The organism is Arthrobacter vasquezii, from assembly GCF_029455255.1.
GTDB classification, from domain to species: domain Bacteria; phylum Actinomycetota; class Actinomycetes; order Actinomycetales; family Micrococcaceae; genus Arthrobacter_D; species Arthrobacter_D parietis.
The window spans coordinates 37765-54144 of the sequence record NZ_JAROKN010000013.1 but is presented as its reverse complement, the minus strand read 5'-3'; the positions used below and the strand labels follow the sequence as shown (position 1 = coordinate 54144).

The window sequence follows — 16380 nt, the reverse complement described above, 5'->3', positions numbered from 1 at the left end:
GCAAGAATTGGCAATCGGTTGCCAGCGCACACCCTATCTCACTCCTTTAACCCGGGTAGCAATGAGGATGCCCCCGATTGCAGACAGAAGCGCAGTGGAGAGATAAAGGGCAGTGAAGTTCTGCTCCCCGCCACCGATCAGCAGCAGAAGTGGCGCGCAGACCGGCGCTATTACACCGGGAATCTTTTGGGCGAACATGTTGATCGCCATGTATCGCCCGGCCTGTCTCTCTCGATCCGGTAACACGTCGAGAACGAGTGCCTGCCCTACGGAGGAGAATGAAGCGATTCCGAGTGAACTGACCAGGGTGCCGACGATGATCGACGCTAGGTCACCGGCAAATGCGGAAATGATGGATCCTGTCGCAAAGACCAGTGTGCCGAGCAGGATGAAGGGTCTGCGCCGCGCAGTGCGGTCGCTCAACCAGCCGACTCCGATCGATCCCAGGGTCGCCGTCCCGACGCTGAGTGCCGAGGTCAGTGCCATCACACCGGCGACGTCTGGCAGTGCGAGATCCAGGCGTTGGGAATAGAAGTAGACCGAGAAGCTGGTAGTTGACGTGAGCCCGAGGAAGAAGATGAAGCGTCCCAACCAGTTCCAGGCGAAATCCGGTGAGTCCTTCGGGCGGAAGAGGTAGCTTTTGAGCACCGCGCCCGGTGTAAGGCGTTCACTGTGCCGGACGGAGCGACTGTCGGCCTCGGGGGCGAAGGCAACGAAGAGGCCGATGAGGACGACCGCGACCGCTGCCGGTATAGCGAACACAAGGAACGGCTCTCCTCGCAAGGGGGCGACGAGCAGAATGCCGACTACTGGGGAGATCTGCATCATCAGATTTGTCAGCCCGGAGACCTTTCCTCGCTGGCTCGCTGGCAGCCGGTCAGCCTGCCAGTTGCCCACCGAGGCTCCGGCTGTGCCCCATCCAACCGTTGAGAGAACCCAACCCATGGTGAGCACCCAGATATTGGGTGCCGTTGCCATGACCGCGACGGACGCAGCGCCGACAACAAGGCCTGCCACGGTGAAAGGGCGTCGACGGCCGAACCGGGAACGGGTACGGTCGCTGAGGATGCCGGTCAGTGGCGCAACAACGAGCGTCACGGCAGAGCCGATGCCGAACATCATGCCGAGGATATCCGCGCGACCGGGAGCGAGCATATCGAGACGAACCGCAAGCGAGTACGTCATGGGCACAACCATTGCCATGCCTACTCCGAAGGTCGCGGCAACCAGCAGGACTATAGTCCACGGGGGTACTGGTGGTGATTCCGTGTTCGCGGTTTCGCTCGTCAGAGTTACCTGTGAGGGCGAGTGCGGTAGGGAAGCATTGGCCGCCGGGACGCGTTCCGCGGGTCCCATAGCGACGTACTCCTGCCGCTGCTCCTCCTCAATCCGGCGGCGCATCAGTCAGTCGCTGCGCCGCCGCGGAACTGCCCGGCCGGTTGTAGGCTGAGCTTTCCTCGGATGGGTGGACCGGTATTCTCGTAGGCGACCATGGTCTAAGCGAGACCGTTGTTCCGCGCGACTTCACCCAGCCAGCCCAGGCTCGGCTTCGGCGTGCGGATGAAGGTGGCCCGGTCGACTTCGACCAGTCCGAAGGTCGGTTCCCAGTGACCCCACTCAAAATTGTCCAACAGGCTCCAGTGCAGATACCCGCGCACGTCCACTCCATCGGCCATTGCGCCGGCCAGCCCTCGCAGGGCTTCTCCTGTATAGCGGATCCGCTGAATGTCGTCAGCTGTGGCTATGCCGTTTTCCGTAACTAGGATCGGCACTCCCCCGGTCATCTTCCATGCGTGGCGGACGGCCATCTCGAGCGCATCGGGCCGGTAGGCGGTGCCAACGAGGGTGTTATCGGGCCGGATGGGGTGTGGCACGAGACCTCCCGCGTCGACTTCCTGGCTTGAATAGGCTTGCACACCAGTGAAGTCATCGCCGCGGCTGCCTTCCCAATACACATCCTCCTTGCCCCAGCGAATCTCTTGCAGCTTTTCCTCGCCGCCGGGCGCGGCCGTCAATGCGCCCGCAGCGATCGTCCAACCGACCTTGGCGCTGGTGCGAGCCCGGATAATTTCCCGTGCGGCATGGTGGATCTGCACGAACATCTTCCCGATTTCCGGATCGGCATAGGTCAGGAACTCGCCATGAGACTGCTTTTTCTCCTTGGTTCCCTGCTCGCCTTCCACCGTCGGGCTTTGCCATTGGGCACCACCGGCCTGCTCCATCCGGCGCATCGCCGTCATGATCGCGGCCTGCATGTTCGGCTCGTTCATGGTGACGACCCACTCGACGCCGTCGAGAATACTGGTCGCTTCTGCAACAAAACGCTGAAACAACTCCGAGGCATCTGAGGCCAGCCAGCCGCCGGCTGCGGCAAACCACTGCGGCGTCGTGAAGTGCTGCAGTGTCACCACCGGCGTGACACCCCGCTCGAAACAGAACTCGATCATGCGGCGGTAATGTGCGAGCTCGGCCCTTGAGAAGTGACCGCGCACCGGCTCGATGCGGGCCCACTCCAGGCTGAAGCGGTAGGACGTCAGTCCGGCCTCTGCCAGGAGTGAGATGTCCTCCCGGTAGCGGTGGTAGCTATCGCACGCATCGCCTGAGAGCTCCATGCCCGGTACCTGCTGCTCGCGTGACCACCAGTCACTGTTGACGTTATTGCCCTCGATCTGATGGCCCGCAGTGGCTGACCCCCACAAGAAGCCGACAGGGAAGTGAGTCATGAAAAAGCCCTTTTCCTCTTCGATATGAACCCGTTGCTGACAACCGGTTGCCATAGCGTATCATAAATTCGAAAGCTCTCACTACTTTTTCTGGAGAATCGAATGGGTCGGCAGTATGCGAAGACTCCCGGGCTTCGGGCCTCGATCATCGAGGCCTGTTCTGTTGCCTTCAGTGAGTCGGGCTTCCACGGAGTTTCCATGGCCGAAATCGCCCGTCGTGCCGGCATCAGTCACACAGGGCTGCTACATCACTTCCCGCGCAAGGAGATTCTGTTGACCGCGGTGCTCGAGCTGCAGGATGAACGGGGCGAGCGGTATCTCCGAGACAATGGCGTGCTGTCAGGGACGGACGATCCGGTCGCCGTTCTTCGCGGGATGATCGTTTCCCTTGTTGAGCGCGACCGCCATGCGGGCCTCGTCGAGCTGAGCGCCACCCTCAGCGGGGAAGCTACGTCTCTAGGTCATCCTGCGCATGACTTCTTCGCCGACCGGTACCGCAGGGTCCGTAGCTTCCTCACCCGCCTCTTCACGGTGATACAGGAAGAGCAGCGCCTATCCTCGGCATTACCGCCGGAGCACCTGGCCGCACTGACCATTGCGGTCACCGATGGACTGCATACCCAGTGGTTGTACGCCCGTGACGAGCTTGACGTTGAGTCAATCATTCACGATTTCCTCGCATCGATTGTGAAGGACTTCGATGCTGAGCAGCCGATTGTTCAGTGAGGTGCCACACCATTCACCCGGGCGGCACCAAGTACTCTTTCGGCCAGTTGTTACGCTGCGGTTAGTTTGCGCCGGTCCTCGCGTCGCTGGCGCTGCTTGATGGGATCAGCCACAGGCGCTGCCAGAAGAAGGCGTTGAGTGTACGGATGCTCCGGGTCGGAGGTCATCTTGGCCGCAGGACCCGTCTCGACAAGATCACCTCGGTACAGCACCGCGACGCGATGACTGATGTGTCGCACTACCGACAGATCATGGGAGACGAACAAGTACGCGACACCGGTGGCACGCTGAATCTCTACGAACAGATCCAGAACACGCTCCTGTGTGGAGAGATCCAGGGCAGACACCGGCTCATCGCAAACAATCAGCTTCGGCTCCGGTGCAAGTGCGCGCGCGATGGCTACCCGCTGGCGCTGACCGCCGGAGAATTCGCGAGGCAACCGCTGCTCAGCGTCGGCTGGAAGCCCCACCTGGTCGAGGAGGGTCTTCACTCGTGCGCGCGCGTCGCGGCTGGTCGCACCCTGAACCACAAGAGGCTCGGCCAGGATGTCCCCGATTGTCAGGGAAGGATTCAGTGAGGTGTAAGGATCCTGGAAGACGACCTGGATGTCCTTCGACAACGCACGACGCTCCCGTGGCTGCAGTCGATCGATTCGTCGTCCGTCGAAGTCAATTTCACCTCCGGACGGCTGAACAAGTCCAAGTACAGCGCGCCCGATGGTTGTTTTTCCGGATCCCGATTCACCGACGAGCCCGAGGCATTCGCCGCGGTCAACGCTCAGCGAGACCCCATGCAGGACTTCGATGGGCCGGGCGCGCCACCCTCGGCGGGGGAAGGTAACTCTTAGGTCTCGGATATCGAGAAGGCTCATGTGTGCATCCCTCCACTGAATGCCGCAACCGGTGGATCGGTGCGGACCTTGTCTTCGTCCAGAATGGCGCGCAGCAGCATTTGGGTGTACTCGTGCCGGGGATTCTGGAAGATCTCGACGGCGGATCCAGCTTCCACGACAACGCCTCGCTGCATCACAGCGATACGCTCACAGACGTCTGCAACTACTCCGAAATTGTGGGTGACGAGAAGCACGGCCAGGTCAAGCTCCGCCTGCAGATCACGCAGGAGGTCGAGGATCTCGGCCTGTACGGTGACGTCCAGGGCGGTCGTCGGCTCGTCGGCGATGAGTAGTTTCGGACGGCTTGCGACGGCGCCGGCGATCAGGACTCGTTGAGCCATGCCGCCGGAGATCTGGTGGGGGTAGGAATTGAAGGTGCGCTCGGGGTCAACGATACCGACGCGCTTCAGAAGTGCGAGGATGCGATCCTTCGCCTCCTTCTTGGAGATCCCCAATGCTGCGCGCGCTCCCTCGACGAGCTGCGCTCCCACCCGGAAGTTCGGGTCGAGGTTCGACATTGGTTCCTGTGGTATGTAGGCGATGTCCTTGCCTCGCAGTGCTCCCATTTGACGATCGGTAAGGCCCACAAGCTCCTGTCCGTCAAACAGGATGGAACCCCGTGTGATGATCGCATCGTTGGGCAGAACACCAAGGGTTGCGAAGGCGGTCTGGGACTTTCCTGACCCGGATTCTCCGACCAGTCCCAACACTTCACCCCGTCGGATCTGGAGGGAAACGCCCTTCACTACCTCGTTGAGTGATCCGTTGGGGCTTTTGTAGGCGATGCCGAGGTCCGAGATGTTCAGCAGGGAATCAGTGGCGGGATCAGTGGGGTCCTTCACCGCTGTGGCTGCGACCTGCTGACCTTTCTTCACCTTCACCGGTTTGGGTTTTGACCCCTCAAGAATGTCGCGCAGGGAGTTACCAAGAAGCACGAGAGACGCTGTGATTACTCCGAGCATGAGGCTCGGCCAGAGGAACTGTGTGGGCGCGATGTAGAGGTTGCGGAAACCGGAGGCGATCATTGCCCCGAAACTGGGGATCTGGAGTGATCCGACGCCAAGGAATGCAAGCCCGGACTGCACAGCGATTGTTGCGCCCGCGAGGAAGGCCGTGGCGATGATGATGGGACCGCGTACCACGAAGAGAACGTGTTTTCCGAGGATGCTGAGGTTGCCGAGCCCTGAGACGCGAGCAGCATCGACATACAGTTCATTCTTCACGCCAAGAACGAGGTTGCGCACGATGCGGTAGATACCCGGAGCGAGCAGCACTCCGAAAATAAGCATGGTGGCGCGATAATCTCCACCGGTGACCGGCATGAGGATGATGAGGAGCAGAACGCCTGGGAACGTCATGATGAGGTTGAATGTCCACTCGGTGAGAGCGCGGGATCTTGCACCGAAATACCCGCCGACCAGGCCTGCCGTGACGCCCACGGCGAGAGCGACACTCACGCCGATGAGCGCCGAGATTGCCGCTGTGTTGGTGGAATGAAGCAGTCGGGTCCAGATGTCACGGCCGGACTCGTCGGCGCCTAATGGATATCCAGGGGTGCCCACTGGAGCATTTACCATCTGCAGGTCGGATTCATTCGGCCCGTGTTGCGTCAGGAATGGTGTCAGGACGCCCAGTAGGAAAATGACGAGAAGGATAGCCAAGGTAATGACGGCCTGAGGATCGCGCAGCAGCCGTTTCCAGGTCGGGGTTCTGGAGGTATCGGCGGCCTTTTCGACGGTTTCGTGAAGCCCCTCCGATGTTGACGCGGGTTCGATCTGCGATAGGGGTTGGTTGCTCAATGGACTCTCGCTTTCGGATTGAGCCAGCCATTGGCCAGGTCGGTGACGAGGTTGATGACGGTGACCAGAAGGACTCCGAATGCGGTGATTCCGAGAATTACGGGGATGTCGCCTTGAAGTGACGCGTTGAAGGCGTAACTGCCGTAGCCCGGAAGCGCGAAGACGTTCTCAATGATCAGGGCTGCGCCGAACATTTGGATGAATTCCAGGGACATGACGGTAAGTGCTGGCCCGCCCGCGCCGCGCAGTGCGTGCTTGAGGATGATCGAAGTGTTGGAGATGCCGCGAGTACGGAGCGTTCGGACGTAGTCCTGACGAAGTTCGTCAATCATCCGACCTCGCACCTGCGCAGTGATGCTCGCGATGCCCCCGATTATGAGAACGATGACGGGGATCGTGATGCTGCGCAACCAGGCAGCGGGATCCTCCGTGAGTGGGGTGTAACCCGTCGCCGGCAGCAGTTTGAGTTGGACCGCGAAGATGACCACCAGTGCGATCGCCAGGAGCAGGCCCGGGACAATGTATCCGATAAGGGAGATGCCCTGCGAAATGCGGTCGATCACTCCACCGCGCGAGGCCGACAACACGCCCAGGACTGTGGAGATGACGACAGTGATGAGCAGCGCCGGCACGATGATCGACAGGGTGACGGCCAACCGCTGCAGGACCGATGGCCCGACCGGGAGCGAGGTGTACACAGATACACCGAAGTCGCCCTGAAGTGCGTTGAAAAGCCACTCACCGTACTGAACGAGGATCGGGCGATCCCATCCCTTCGACTGCATGAGTGCGGCGGTCGTTTCGGGTGTGGCTGAAGTTCCGAGGATCGTCTGGGCGACGTCCCGGAAGGACGTACCCACCAGTAGGAACGTGATGAAGGTGACGAGAAGGGCAAGGACAGTTCCGGCGGCGAGGCGGCGGAGAATGTAGGTAATCACGAGGGCTCCAGAAGTGTTCGGGGGTGCGCGAAGGCGCACCCCCGTCCAGTTATTGTTACTCGGTCACCTTGAACAGGCGGTAGGTTGACAGAGTATTGCCCTTTCCGACGTACTCCACACCCTTCTCGGTCACCCAGTTTGCTCCGGGGAAGACGACCGGTGCCACGAGAGCCTGATCGACCACGTACTCGTTCAGCTCCTGGTACGTCGGGATAGCCTCCTCGTGGTCAACCGTGGAGTTGATCTTCGCGAACAGCTCGTCCAACGTCTCATCCGTGTAACCCGTCGGGTTGGCGAACCCGGCGGGACCGTAGACGGTAGCCATATCGGCGGCGTCGGAGTTGAACCCGAGGATCTGGTAGTACAGACCGTATTCGCCGGACCGGGCCGCGGACTGAGCCTGCTGCGGCGGGACGGCAACCCACTCTAGGGTGAGGCCGATGTCGGCGAATGACTGCGACAGGGTCGACTCGATTGAGGTGCTCAGGAAGGTGCTGGGGATCTGGAAGGTCTCTCCCGCGTATCCAGCTTCCTCGACAAGAGCCTTCGCTGCCTCGGGGTCGTAGGGGTACTTCTCGTTGAGTTCCTCGGAGAAGATGTCGCCATAGGGGCTGACGGTTTGGTTGGTCTTCATGCCCGTGCCGCTGTAGATGGCCTTGAGGATCCCCTCGCGGTCAATCGACATGTTGATGGCTTGTCGGACGCTCTGATCGCCGAGGGCCGGGAACTTCTCGCCGGCACGGTCAAGAATATTGAGGAACGAGACGGCAACAGCATCGACCGTCGTGACGGTGAACTTGGAGGTGTCGAGCTGGCCCAGTACCTGCTCCTGGACAGTGGCCGCGTTCAGTTCACCGGCCTGGAGCGCATTGAACGATGCGGTGGGGTCCTGAAGCACGCGTACGGTCAGTGTCTTGAAGGGGACGTTCTCGGCGTCCCAGTAGTCGTCCCGCTTTGTGAGGACGTATGTGTTGCCCGGCACGGTCTTTGCCGTGTCCAGTGTGAAGGGTCCTGAGCCAACCGGATCCGTGGCGGTGCGTTCCTCGTCCCACGTTGCGGGATCACCGATCGCTCCGGGTCCCTGAGCCAGGTTGTCCACGAATTGTGGATCGAACGCCGTGAGGGAGACAACAACTGTTGTTTCATCGGTAGCCACGGCATCCTCGATCGACGCGAGGCGGCTCTGCACGGCTCCTGGGGTGTCCCTTCCCCTGAGCAGGGTGGCGGCCACTGCCTCAGCATTGACCGGATCGCCCGAACTGAAGGTCATCCCCTCGCGAAGGGTGAGGGTCAGCTCGGTGCCGTCCTCGTTGTACTCCCAGCTCTCTGCGGCACCAGGAATGAGGTCTCCCGTCTGAGGGTCGCGGCGGAGAAGGGTATCCAGAATCGAACCCCAAACAAACATCTGCTGGCCATCAACGACCTGCGCGGGATCGAGGGAGTTAGGGGGCGAAACTGCGGCGACCGAAAGATCCCGTTCCGCAACGGCCCCTTCGGCGCTATTGGTGCTATCTGCCTCGGGTGCGGACGATCCGCCGCAACCTGAGAGCGCGAGGGTCGCGGCGAGCACGGTCGCCGCCAGAGCCGTCAGCCTGGGCGGACGACGCCAATTGAACTCTGACACGGTTCTTTCTCCTTTGAATGAATGGCCGCTTGCAACCGCTTGACACTATTCGTGCAACGACAGGTTACTTTCAGCGCTAACGTCAAGTAAAGCAGGCAAGGTGGGTTTTGACAACCGATTGCCAAATATGTCTTTACCGTGCGGCAGATAGGATGTGCCGCACTCGATCTAGCTCATCACGCACAGCTGACAGGAAGGCCCCATCGGCCGCAAGCTTTGTACTGAGAGACTCAACGGCCAGCACAGCATGGTCCCAGCTAAATGCGGTCCCGGTATCCGCCGCTTCGATTCCAAGCGGCACCAGTCTCTGTTCGCCGGCTGCCAGCCACGAAGCGATGACCGTTGCGCATGCATCAGCTTCCCGCCCTGACTCACGCTCACGTACTGCCACAGGCATGACGCGCAGCCGTAACTTGGTTGGTGTGTCGATCGCTATCTGGGATAACTGATGCTCGATGCGTGCATTGGCGAAGCGTTCGTGCAGTGCTGACCGGTACTCGGTGAGGCCGAGTGTCGCGGGGAGGTGGCGTTCGGCCTCGTCCCAGAAGCTGTTGACAGCGTGCAGACATACGGGGTCAGTGATTGCTTCGGCGACCGTCCGATGGCCGCGAAGCTGGCCAAGGGATGCCAAAAGGGTATGGGCGCCGTTGAGCAACCACAGCTTTCGTGACTCCCAGGGCTCAAGGTCATCTGTAAATCGGGCGCCGGCACTCTCCCACGCTGGCCGTCCCGCCGGAAACTCGCCCTCAATGATCCAGTCGCTGAAAGGCTCGGCGATGACGGGAGCCCGGTCACCATAGGTTGCTGCAAGCTCCTCCTGTTCCTCGGGGGAGATGCTGGGAGTGATGCGGTCCACAGAGGTGGAGGCAAAGGACACCATTTGTTTACACCATGCGGCGGTGTCGGGTATAGCTTCAGCCATACCGAGCAGAGCCTCCCGAAGCAGGGATCCATTGTTTGGGAGGTTGTCGCAGGACATGACAGTGATGGGTCCGCTGCAGGCGCGACGACGGGCATCGAGCCCAAGAACGAGGCGCCCGATTGCGGTAGATACAGCAATGGCGGAAGGATTTGGTTCCGCTTCAATGTTGGACAGGGCTGCAAGGTCGGCACGCACGTGGGAATCGGTGGAGTCGAGGAGGCCATCAACTCCCACCCGGTATCCAGCCTCGGTGATCGTCAGGGAGATGATCACGGTTTCATCGGCGGATATGTCGGCGATGAGAGAAGCAAGATCTCCTCCTACGTGCGCTTCCACGACGTTCTCGATGATGCTCGCCCGGTCCCCTTCAGCCGATCGTTCGATGAGGGTGTAAAGACCGTCTTGGGTGGTGAGGACTTCCGCTAGTTCCCGGCTGCGACCCGTGTATGCAGAGATTCCCCAGTCGCGGGCGTCGAGCGCGCGCGCCGTGTACCACGCTAGGTGGGACCGACTGAAAGCGCCAAGTCCGAGATGCACGATCCTTACTGGAGGTGATGGTTCGAGTCTGCGCAGAACCGCCGGGGCCGTTATGCCGGTCATAGCTTGAAGACGCGCTTGGGCTGGGGCCCGACAATGTCATCGATGATGTTCTCCGCGGCAGTGATCCCAATGCGGCCTTCAGCAACCAACCGGGCGAGGAACCCCGCGTCCGTGCGCCGTGCTGTGTCATGCCTGGCGGGAATGGATAGAAATGCTCTTGTGTCATCGATGAACCCAGATCCGCGCGAGAAGCCTGCGCTCTCGGTGACAGCGGAGCGGAACCGAGCCATCGCATCCGGGGCGTCAAGGAACCACCAAGGCGCACCGACGTAGACACTCGGATAGAAACTGGCCATGGGCGCTAATTCGCGTGAATACACCGTCTCATCGACGGCGAAGAGAACGAGATGGAAGTTGCGCTCCAGCCCGTAGCGCTCCAGAAGCGGTCGGAGACCCCTGACAAAGTCAGTGCTGCGGGGGAAGTCGTGCCCCGAGTCGGACCCGAACCGCCTGAATGTCTCCGTGTGATGATTGCGAACGACTCCGGCATGAAGGGTCATGACGAGCCCGTCCTCGACGCTCATACGTGCCATCTGCAGGATCATGTGGCCGAGAAAAGCTCGCTTCTTCTCGGAAGTCGCAGTCCCCGAAAGTACCTCCTGGAAAAGCAGATCCGCCTCCCTCTCGTCCATGTCTACCGTGAAAGGCTCTTCCACGCCGTGATCAGTAGATACAGCACCATGTTGGATGAAGTGCTGCCGGCGCTCACGCAATGCATTCAGGTAGCCGGAAAAAGACGCTGCACGTCCCGTGGTATCGAGCAGGCTGGAAACGGAGTCGACAAACCCTTCGCTTTCCGGGTTCAGATAGCGGTCAGGACGGAAGGTGGGCAGGACGCGGCCATGTAGCCCGCTTGATGCTATACGGGCATGAGCGTCGAGGTTATCAAGCGGATCATCCGTGGTAGCGAGGACTTCGATGCCAAAGCGTTCGAAGAGGGCGCGCGGCCGGCACTCCGGCGTCTTCAGGAGTGCATCGATATGGTCGTACACTTCGTCCGCGGTGTCTGCTGTCAGTTGACGATCGACCCCCAGTACGTCGGTCAACGCCTCATGGATCCAATAACCGGAGGCAGTACCCGTGAAAAGGTGCCAATTCGATGCGAAGAGACGCCAGACCTCGCGCGGGTCCGCCGTATGTCCACCAAGCCCAAGCGCGGCAAGGTCGACGCCAGCAGAATGCAACAGCCTCGTCACGTAGTGGTCATGCGTTACGAGGAGGGCGGACGGATCCTGGAACTTGACGTCATCAGCAAGCCACCCTGCCGGGACGTGTCCGTGAGGACTGATGATGGGCGCGTAAGCCACTCGCTCATACAAATCCCTGGCGATGTCCCGCACCCGGCGGTCGGCTGGAAGCAGGCGGTCCCGCTCGCGTCTTTGCGTCTGAAGCATCATGAGAATAATGTGCCACGGTTATCCGCCGATGTCAATCGGTTGCCAGCCTCCACCCCGGAAATCAACGCGCTCTTACAAAGCAGTTGAACAGCTAGGCTGAAAGGCTGCTTGCATTTCATCCGGGCCAATTGGCAACCGCTTGCAGAGATTGAAGCGCCTTAGGCTTCCTGTCGACAACCGTGATGCGCCGAGTAGGCAAAGTGCGAACTAGGTTGAGGGGTGTTGTACAAGTCCCGCCCGTTGGTGTCGACTCTCGCTCCCCCGTCTCGCGAGAGAGCAGTCTCACCAGCCCTTCAGAGGGCACCGCACCGGCTCAAGTACGCAAGCTTCAAAGATCCGTTCTTATGTGATGTTCTCCGGCGCCGACTTCGAACAGATCCTGTCCGGGTAGTAGCACAGAAGCAGTTGTTCCGTTTGGGACGGTGAATGTATAGGTCAGAGACTGGCCGTCCCGCTCCCACCGTGACTGAATTTCGCCATATGGAGACATCAGTGTGCCTGCTGCGTAGCTGAAGGCTTCGGTCGGGTGAGGGGCAATCAGTATCTTCTTGTAGCCGGGCTCCAAGGGTGCTATGCCCGCCACCGAGCGGTGGAGCCAATCCGCAACCGCACCCAGCGCGTAATGGTTGAAGGACGTCATCCCGCCCGGGTTGACAGTTCCGTCCGGGCGTTGGCTGTCCCACCGTTCCCAGATCGTTGTCGCGCCCTGTTCGACTGTATATAGCCAGGAGGGACATTCCTTCTCGAGAAGAAGTGCATACGCGGTCTCAACGTGACCGGTCTTGGTAAGTGCATCGGTGACGGCCGGCGTGCCGGCAAAACCTGTGGAGATCCGGTTTTCCGCCTTGGATACAAGTTCACTCAGCCGATCGCCAGCCATCTGGAGGAGCCGTGAATCCTCGATCAGGTCGAAATTGATAGCCAGCGCGTAAGCGGTCTGCGCATCACTCACCATCATGCCGTCGTCCAAAACGTATTCGGCTGTGAAGGCGCGGCGAATGTCAGCGGCGAGCGACGCGTACTTCTGAGCATCTTCAGCTTTCCCGAGCACGTGAGCAGTCTCGCTGAACTTCTGGGTGGACCACGCGAAGTAGGCAGTGGCGACCAGATACTTGTCAGTAAGCGCGGCCGCGGGATCTTCAGGAGGAGCGTTCGGGTCGAGCCAATCTCCTAACTGGAATCCTGTGTTCCAAAGGTGACCCGGGCCGGAGAGCCGGTCCATGAGATCGATCCAGGCCTTCGCGCTGGAGTACTGGCGCTCCAGAACGGCTGTATCACCGAAGCGTTCATAAAGGGTCCACGGGGTGAGGACGGCTACGTCACCCCATACCGCCCCGGGCCGGATGGGTGTCCACATCGGGCCACCGGGGATGACCGGTACGTACCAGGGCACGGTCCCGTCAGGCAGCTGCTCGGCTGCCACATCCTTCAGCCAGGAAGAGAGCATCGCTGAGCAGTCGTAGAGGTAGGAAGCAGTGGGTGCGAACACCTGGATGTCGCCGGTCCACCCGAGCCGTTCGTCACGCTGGGGGCAATCGGTCGGGATATCGACGAAGTTGCCCCGCATGCTCCACAACACGTTCTCATGGAGCCTGTTTACGGCGGGGTCGGAGCATTCAAAGGTACCGGTCCGCTGCATGTCGGTGTGATAGACACGCGCAGTGACATTCTCGGCATTGAAGTCGTTCGGCCAGCCGCTGATCTCGGCGTATCGGAACCCGTGGATAGTAAATCGAGGTTCCCAACGGAAAGATCCGTCGGAGGCGAGGTGGATGATGTCGGTACTTCGAGCGTCACGGAGGGGGCGCGTGTAGAGCTCGCCGTCCTGGAGTACCTCTGCGTGGCGGACACTGATTGAGGTATTCGCCGTGCCGTTTCCTGCGAGCTGCAGTCGGCCAACCAGGTTTTGTCCGAAGTCGAGAAGGATGCGTCCGTCTGGTTTCCTCTCGACCCGGACCGGGGTGATTTCCTCCGTGCAGCGGACGGGCGGGCCTTCGGCAGGAACCAGGGTGTGCGGATCACGTAGGTTGGAGACAACTCCAGACCAGTCAGAATCGTCGAAGCCGGGCATCGTCCAACCGGCGTGTTCCTGGCGCTGATCGTGTTCTTCGCCGTCGTACAGCGAGCTCATGATGATTGGGCCTTTAGAAGCGCGCCACCCTGAGTCGGGACTGGAGGCGATGGTTTCCCGCGAGCCGTTGCTGTAGGTGATCTCCAGTTGGCCGATGAAGGACAGGTCGGTGCCATACAGGTTGCGGTATCCACCGTGGAAGCCCAACCTTCCGCGGTACCAACCGTCCGCCAGCCAGACGCCCATGGCGTTGGTGCCTTCGTTGATGATCTCGGTGACGTCGTAGGTGTAGTAGCGAAGCCTTTCGCCATAAACGGTCCAGCCCGGGGACAAGATATCGGTGCCCACGCGCTGGCCGTTGATCTCTACCTCGTAGACGCCGTGGGCTGATGCGTAGAGGCGTGCGCTCACCACATCGGGGCGTGCGGCGAATTCGGTGCGCAGCAGGGGCGGCTGCTTCTCCGCCTCAGGGTCTTCCTCCCAATCCGCCGAGATGGGGACAGCTACCCATTCGTCCGCGTTCAGGAGGCCCGTTTCGACGGTCGCCCAATCAGACCACTCCGATCTGAGGCCGTTCGTTCCGGTCACACGTACTCGAGCGTCGGCGCTCTCCCGGGAGCGCAAGTCTTCCGCCGGCCACGGCACAAGAATCTGATCCGATGAAGTGATCACAAAGCGATCCACCTGGCTGGACCGGCGAATCTCAATCTCGTACCCGCTCTGGACCCAGTCTGGTTCTGCTTCACTCTGCCAGGAGATGCGGGGTGATGACTCACCGATTCCGAGCGGCTCACGGTAGTGCTCGAAGGTGATCGGACGGGAAATAACTGGTGGCATGGAAGGACTACCCCTTGACTGATCCGGCTGTGAGGCCTTTTTGAATGCGCTGGTTGAGGACGAGGTACAAGACCAACGTTCCGAATACGTTGATGCAGATTGCGGCGAAAAGCGGTCCGTAGTTGGTCGCGCCGTATTCACCGTTGAAGTTGAGCAGGCCTACCTGAATGGTGCGAAGAGCGCTCGAACTGGTGAAGGTAAGCGCGATGAGCAAGTCGTTCCAGATGAAGAAGAACTGGACGAGCGCGACCGTAAAGACTGCGTTCTTCACCATTGGGAATCCGATGCGCCAGAAGGACGAAAGGATGCTGGCGCCGTCGAGCGTTGACGCTTCAAACACCTCGCGTGGAATTGAACGGAAGAAGGTTGCCATCATGAACACTGTGAGCGGTAGGCCGGACGCGGTGTAGGTGATGATAAGCGGCCACAGTGTGCCGCTCAGCCCAGTCTGGAAATAGATCGCAAAGAGCGGCAACAGGATCATTTGTCCGGGGATCATGATTCCAGTGAGGAAGGCGAGCATGACTCCGTGGCGGCCCTTCCAGATCATCACTTCGAGGGCAAAGCCCGCGGCCGTTCCCAGGATGATCATGATGATCAGCGACGGGAAGACCGCGATGACGCTGTTCATTGCGTAGAGGCCGATGTTTCCTGTCGTCCACGCGTCCGCGTAGTTGGCGAAGGAGAAAGTTTCGGGCAGCGCCCATACGGGGTTTTCAGCGAATTCGCGGTTGGTCTTGAACGAGCCGAGCAGGAGCCAGACCATCGGGTAGACGACGATCACCAGCAGGACTGCAATGGCAATTCGTGAAGGGATGCTGCGGAGGAACGCACGCCCGCGACGCTGGAGAGGGGTTCTCACCCGGGCGGTGGAGGCGTCGGTCTCTTCTTGGAGCTGGATAGACATGCTCAGGCCTTTGTCTTGTCTTGCCGGGAGGCTCGGAAAACGAAAAGAGTGGCGATCAGACAGAGGAGCGTGAGGAGCAACGCGATTGCGCTGCCGTAGCCGTACTCGCCGTAAGTGAAGGATGTCTGGAACATGTAGAGCGTGAGGGGACTGGTGTCGTTCCCCGGCCCACCGTTTGTCAGAGCGAGGATGGAGTCGAAAACTTTGAGGGTGCCGTTGATGCTGAAGATGACGGACGACAGAAGTACCGGCAGCGAGAGTGGAACGATGATGTGTCGTATGAGTTTCATCCCGCTTGCGCCATCGAGTCGGGCTGATTCGATCATGTCCTCAGGGATGTCTACCAGACCGGCGTAAAGGAGGACTCCGTAGAATCCCATGGAGCGCCAGATGTCCATAAGGGCTATGACGAAGAAGGCTGAACCGCCGTCACCGAACCAATTGACTGACTCGGCGCCGAAGACGTTCAGCAGCGAGTTGACAAGCCCATTTTGGGGGGCGATCTCAAACATCTTTTGGAAGAGAAGTGCAACGGCAACGGTGGGAAGCACGATGGGGAAGAAAACCAGAGTGCGGACGATGCTGGAAGAACGGCGAAGCACGAAAACGTAAAGCAGTGCCAGCGCGTAACCTACGAGGACCTGTCCGATGGTGATCACGAAGGCGTATTTCAGGGTGAACCAGAGGGCGTCGTGGACATTCGCGTCGCCCATGAGGCGGACGAAGTTGTCCAGGCCGGCGAATTGGAAGCCGACGATGGCGTTTCCCTCGGTGAAGGTATAGCCGAGCGACCACAGCATAGGGATGAGCATTACCAGCGTGTAGATCAGCAGGGCCGGACCTACAAGGATGAGGATGGCCTTTTTGTCACCTAGAACATGTTGCATGAGGGGTGTCCTTGCGCTCGCTCCGCGGGGACCGAATCGGGCCGATCCGGTCCCCG

The 16380-nt window shown here is 60.3% G+C and carries 12 protein-coding genes; 1 reads left to right on the top strand and 11 read right to left on the bottom strand.

Translation table 11 applies throughout. From position 1 onward, the window contains the following. Positions 1 to 33 precede the first annotated feature (33 nt). Positions 34 to 1401, bottom strand: a complete 1368-nt coding sequence (locus tag P4U43_RS07495; RefSeq protein WP_277358159.1) for an MFS transporter — start codon at positions 1399 to 1401, stop codon at positions 34 to 36. A gap of 95 nt (positions 1402 to 1496) precedes the next feature. Further along, a complete protein-coding gene (locus tag P4U43_RS07490; RefSeq protein WP_318533011.1) occupies positions 1497 to 2777 on the bottom strand; it encodes a glycoside hydrolase family 1 protein in 1281 nt (426 codons plus the stop codon). A 48-nt stretch (positions 2778 to 2825) separates the two neighbouring features. Here P4U43_RS07490 and P4U43_RS07485 point away from each other — a divergent pair, with 48 nt between their 5' ends. Further along, positions 2826 to 3449 carry a TetR/AcrR family transcriptional regulator gene (locus P4U43_RS07485; RefSeq protein ID WP_277358158.1) on the top strand — a complete coding sequence of 208 codons (624 nt, stop codon included), beginning with the start codon at positions 2826 to 2828 and terminating at the stop codon, positions 3447 to 3449. Positions 3450 to 3499: 50 nt separating this feature from the next. Here P4U43_RS07485 and P4U43_RS07480 read toward each other — a convergent pair whose 3' ends face one another. From P4U43_RS07480 to P4U43_RS07440, 9 genes are all read right to left on the bottom strand, one after another. Continuing rightward, positions 3500 to 4321 (bottom strand): ATP-binding cassette domain-containing protein, encoded by an 822-nt coding sequence (locus P4U43_RS07480; RefSeq protein WP_277358157.1) that lies wholly within the window; start codon positions 4319 to 4321, stop codon positions 3500 to 3502. Next, on the bottom strand, positions 4318 to 6141 hold the full coding sequence (locus tag P4U43_RS07475; RefSeq protein WP_277358156.1) for a dipeptide/oligopeptide/nickel ABC transporter permease/ATP-binding protein: 1824 nt from the start codon (positions 6139 to 6141) through the stop codon (positions 4318 to 4320). The genes P4U43_RS07480 and P4U43_RS07475 overlap by 4 nt, the downstream gene beginning before the upstream one ends. Next, on the bottom strand, positions 6138 to 7079 hold the full coding sequence (locus P4U43_RS07470) for an ABC transporter permease (RefSeq protein ID WP_277358155.1): 942 nt from the start codon (positions 7077 to 7079) through the stop codon (positions 6138 to 6140). Before P4U43_RS07470 ends, P4U43_RS07475 begins: the two co-directional genes overlap by 4 nt. A 55-nt stretch (positions 7080 to 7134) precedes the next feature. After that, on the bottom strand, positions 7135 to 8703 hold the full coding sequence (locus tag P4U43_RS07465) for an ABC transporter substrate-binding protein (RefSeq protein WP_277358154.1): 1569 nt from the start codon (positions 8701 to 8703) through the stop codon (positions 7135 to 7137). A gap of 133 nt (positions 8704 to 8836) precedes the next feature. Next, positions 8837 to 10162: a mannitol dehydrogenase family protein gene (locus P4U43_RS07460; protein WP_277358153.1), complete on the bottom strand. Its 1326-nt coding sequence runs from the start codon at positions 10160 to 10162 to the stop codon at positions 8837 to 8839. A 59-nt stretch (positions 10163 to 10221) separates the two neighbouring features. Then, positions 10222 to 11619: a glucuronate isomerase gene (gene uxaC / locus P4U43_RS07455; RefSeq protein ID WP_277358172.1), complete on the bottom strand. Its 1398-nt coding sequence runs from the start codon at positions 11617 to 11619 to the stop codon at positions 10222 to 10224. A gap of 331 nt (positions 11620 to 11950) precedes the next feature. Continuing rightward, complete coding sequence (locus tag P4U43_RS07450; protein WP_277358152.1) at positions 11951 to 14530, bottom strand: alpha-L-rhamnosidase; 2580 nt, start codon at positions 14528 to 14530, stop codon at positions 11951 to 11953. Positions 14531 to 14537: 7 nt separating this feature from the next. Continuing rightward, the gene (locus P4U43_RS07445) at positions 14538 to 15437 is read right to left on the bottom strand and encodes a carbohydrate ABC transporter permease (RefSeq protein WP_277358151.1); all 900 of its coding nucleotides are present in this window, start codon (positions 15435 to 15437) and stop codon (positions 14538 to 14540) included. A gap of 2 nt (positions 15438 to 15439) precedes the next feature. Beyond that, complete coding sequence (locus P4U43_RS07440; protein ID WP_277358150.1) at positions 15440 to 16324, bottom strand: carbohydrate ABC transporter permease; 885 nt, start codon at positions 16322 to 16324, stop codon at positions 15440 to 15442. Positions 16325 to 16380: the final 56 nt, after the last annotated feature.

What these genes read in the sequence shown, in the direction of transcription:
- P4U43_RS07495 (WP_277358159.1), bottom strand. Translation starts at nt 1,401, where the DNA reads ATGCGCCGCCGGATTGAGGAGGAGCAGCGGCAGGAGTACGTCGCTATG.
- P4U43_RS07490 (WP_318533011.1), bottom strand. Translation starts at nt 2,777, where the DNA reads ATGGCAACCGGTTGTCAGCAACGGGTTCATATCGAAGAGGAAAAGGGC.
- P4U43_RS07485 (WP_277358158.1), top strand. Translation starts at nt 2,826, where the DNA reads ATGGGTCGGCAGTATGCGAAGACTCCCGGGCTTCGGGCCTCGATCATC.
- P4U43_RS07480 (WP_277358157.1), bottom strand. Translation starts at nt 4,321, where the DNA reads ATGAGCCTTCTCGATATCCGAGACCTAAGAGTTACCTTCCCCCGCCGA.
- uxaC (WP_277358172.1), bottom strand. Translation starts at nt 11,619, where the DNA reads ATGCTTCAGACGCAAAGACGCGAGCGGGACCGCCTGCTTCCAGCCGAC.
- P4U43_RS07450 (WP_277358152.1), bottom strand. Translation starts at nt 14,530, where the DNA reads ATGCCACCAGTTATTTCCCGTCCGATCACCTTCGAGCACTACCGTGAG.
- P4U43_RS07445 (WP_277358151.1), bottom strand. Translation starts at nt 15,437, where the DNA reads ATGTCTATCCAGCTCCAAGAAGAGACCGACGCCTCCACCGCCCGGGTG.
- P4U43_RS07440 (WP_277358150.1), bottom strand. Translation starts at nt 16,324, where the DNA reads ATGCAACATGTTCTAGGTGACAAAAAGGCCATCCTCATCCTTGTAGGT.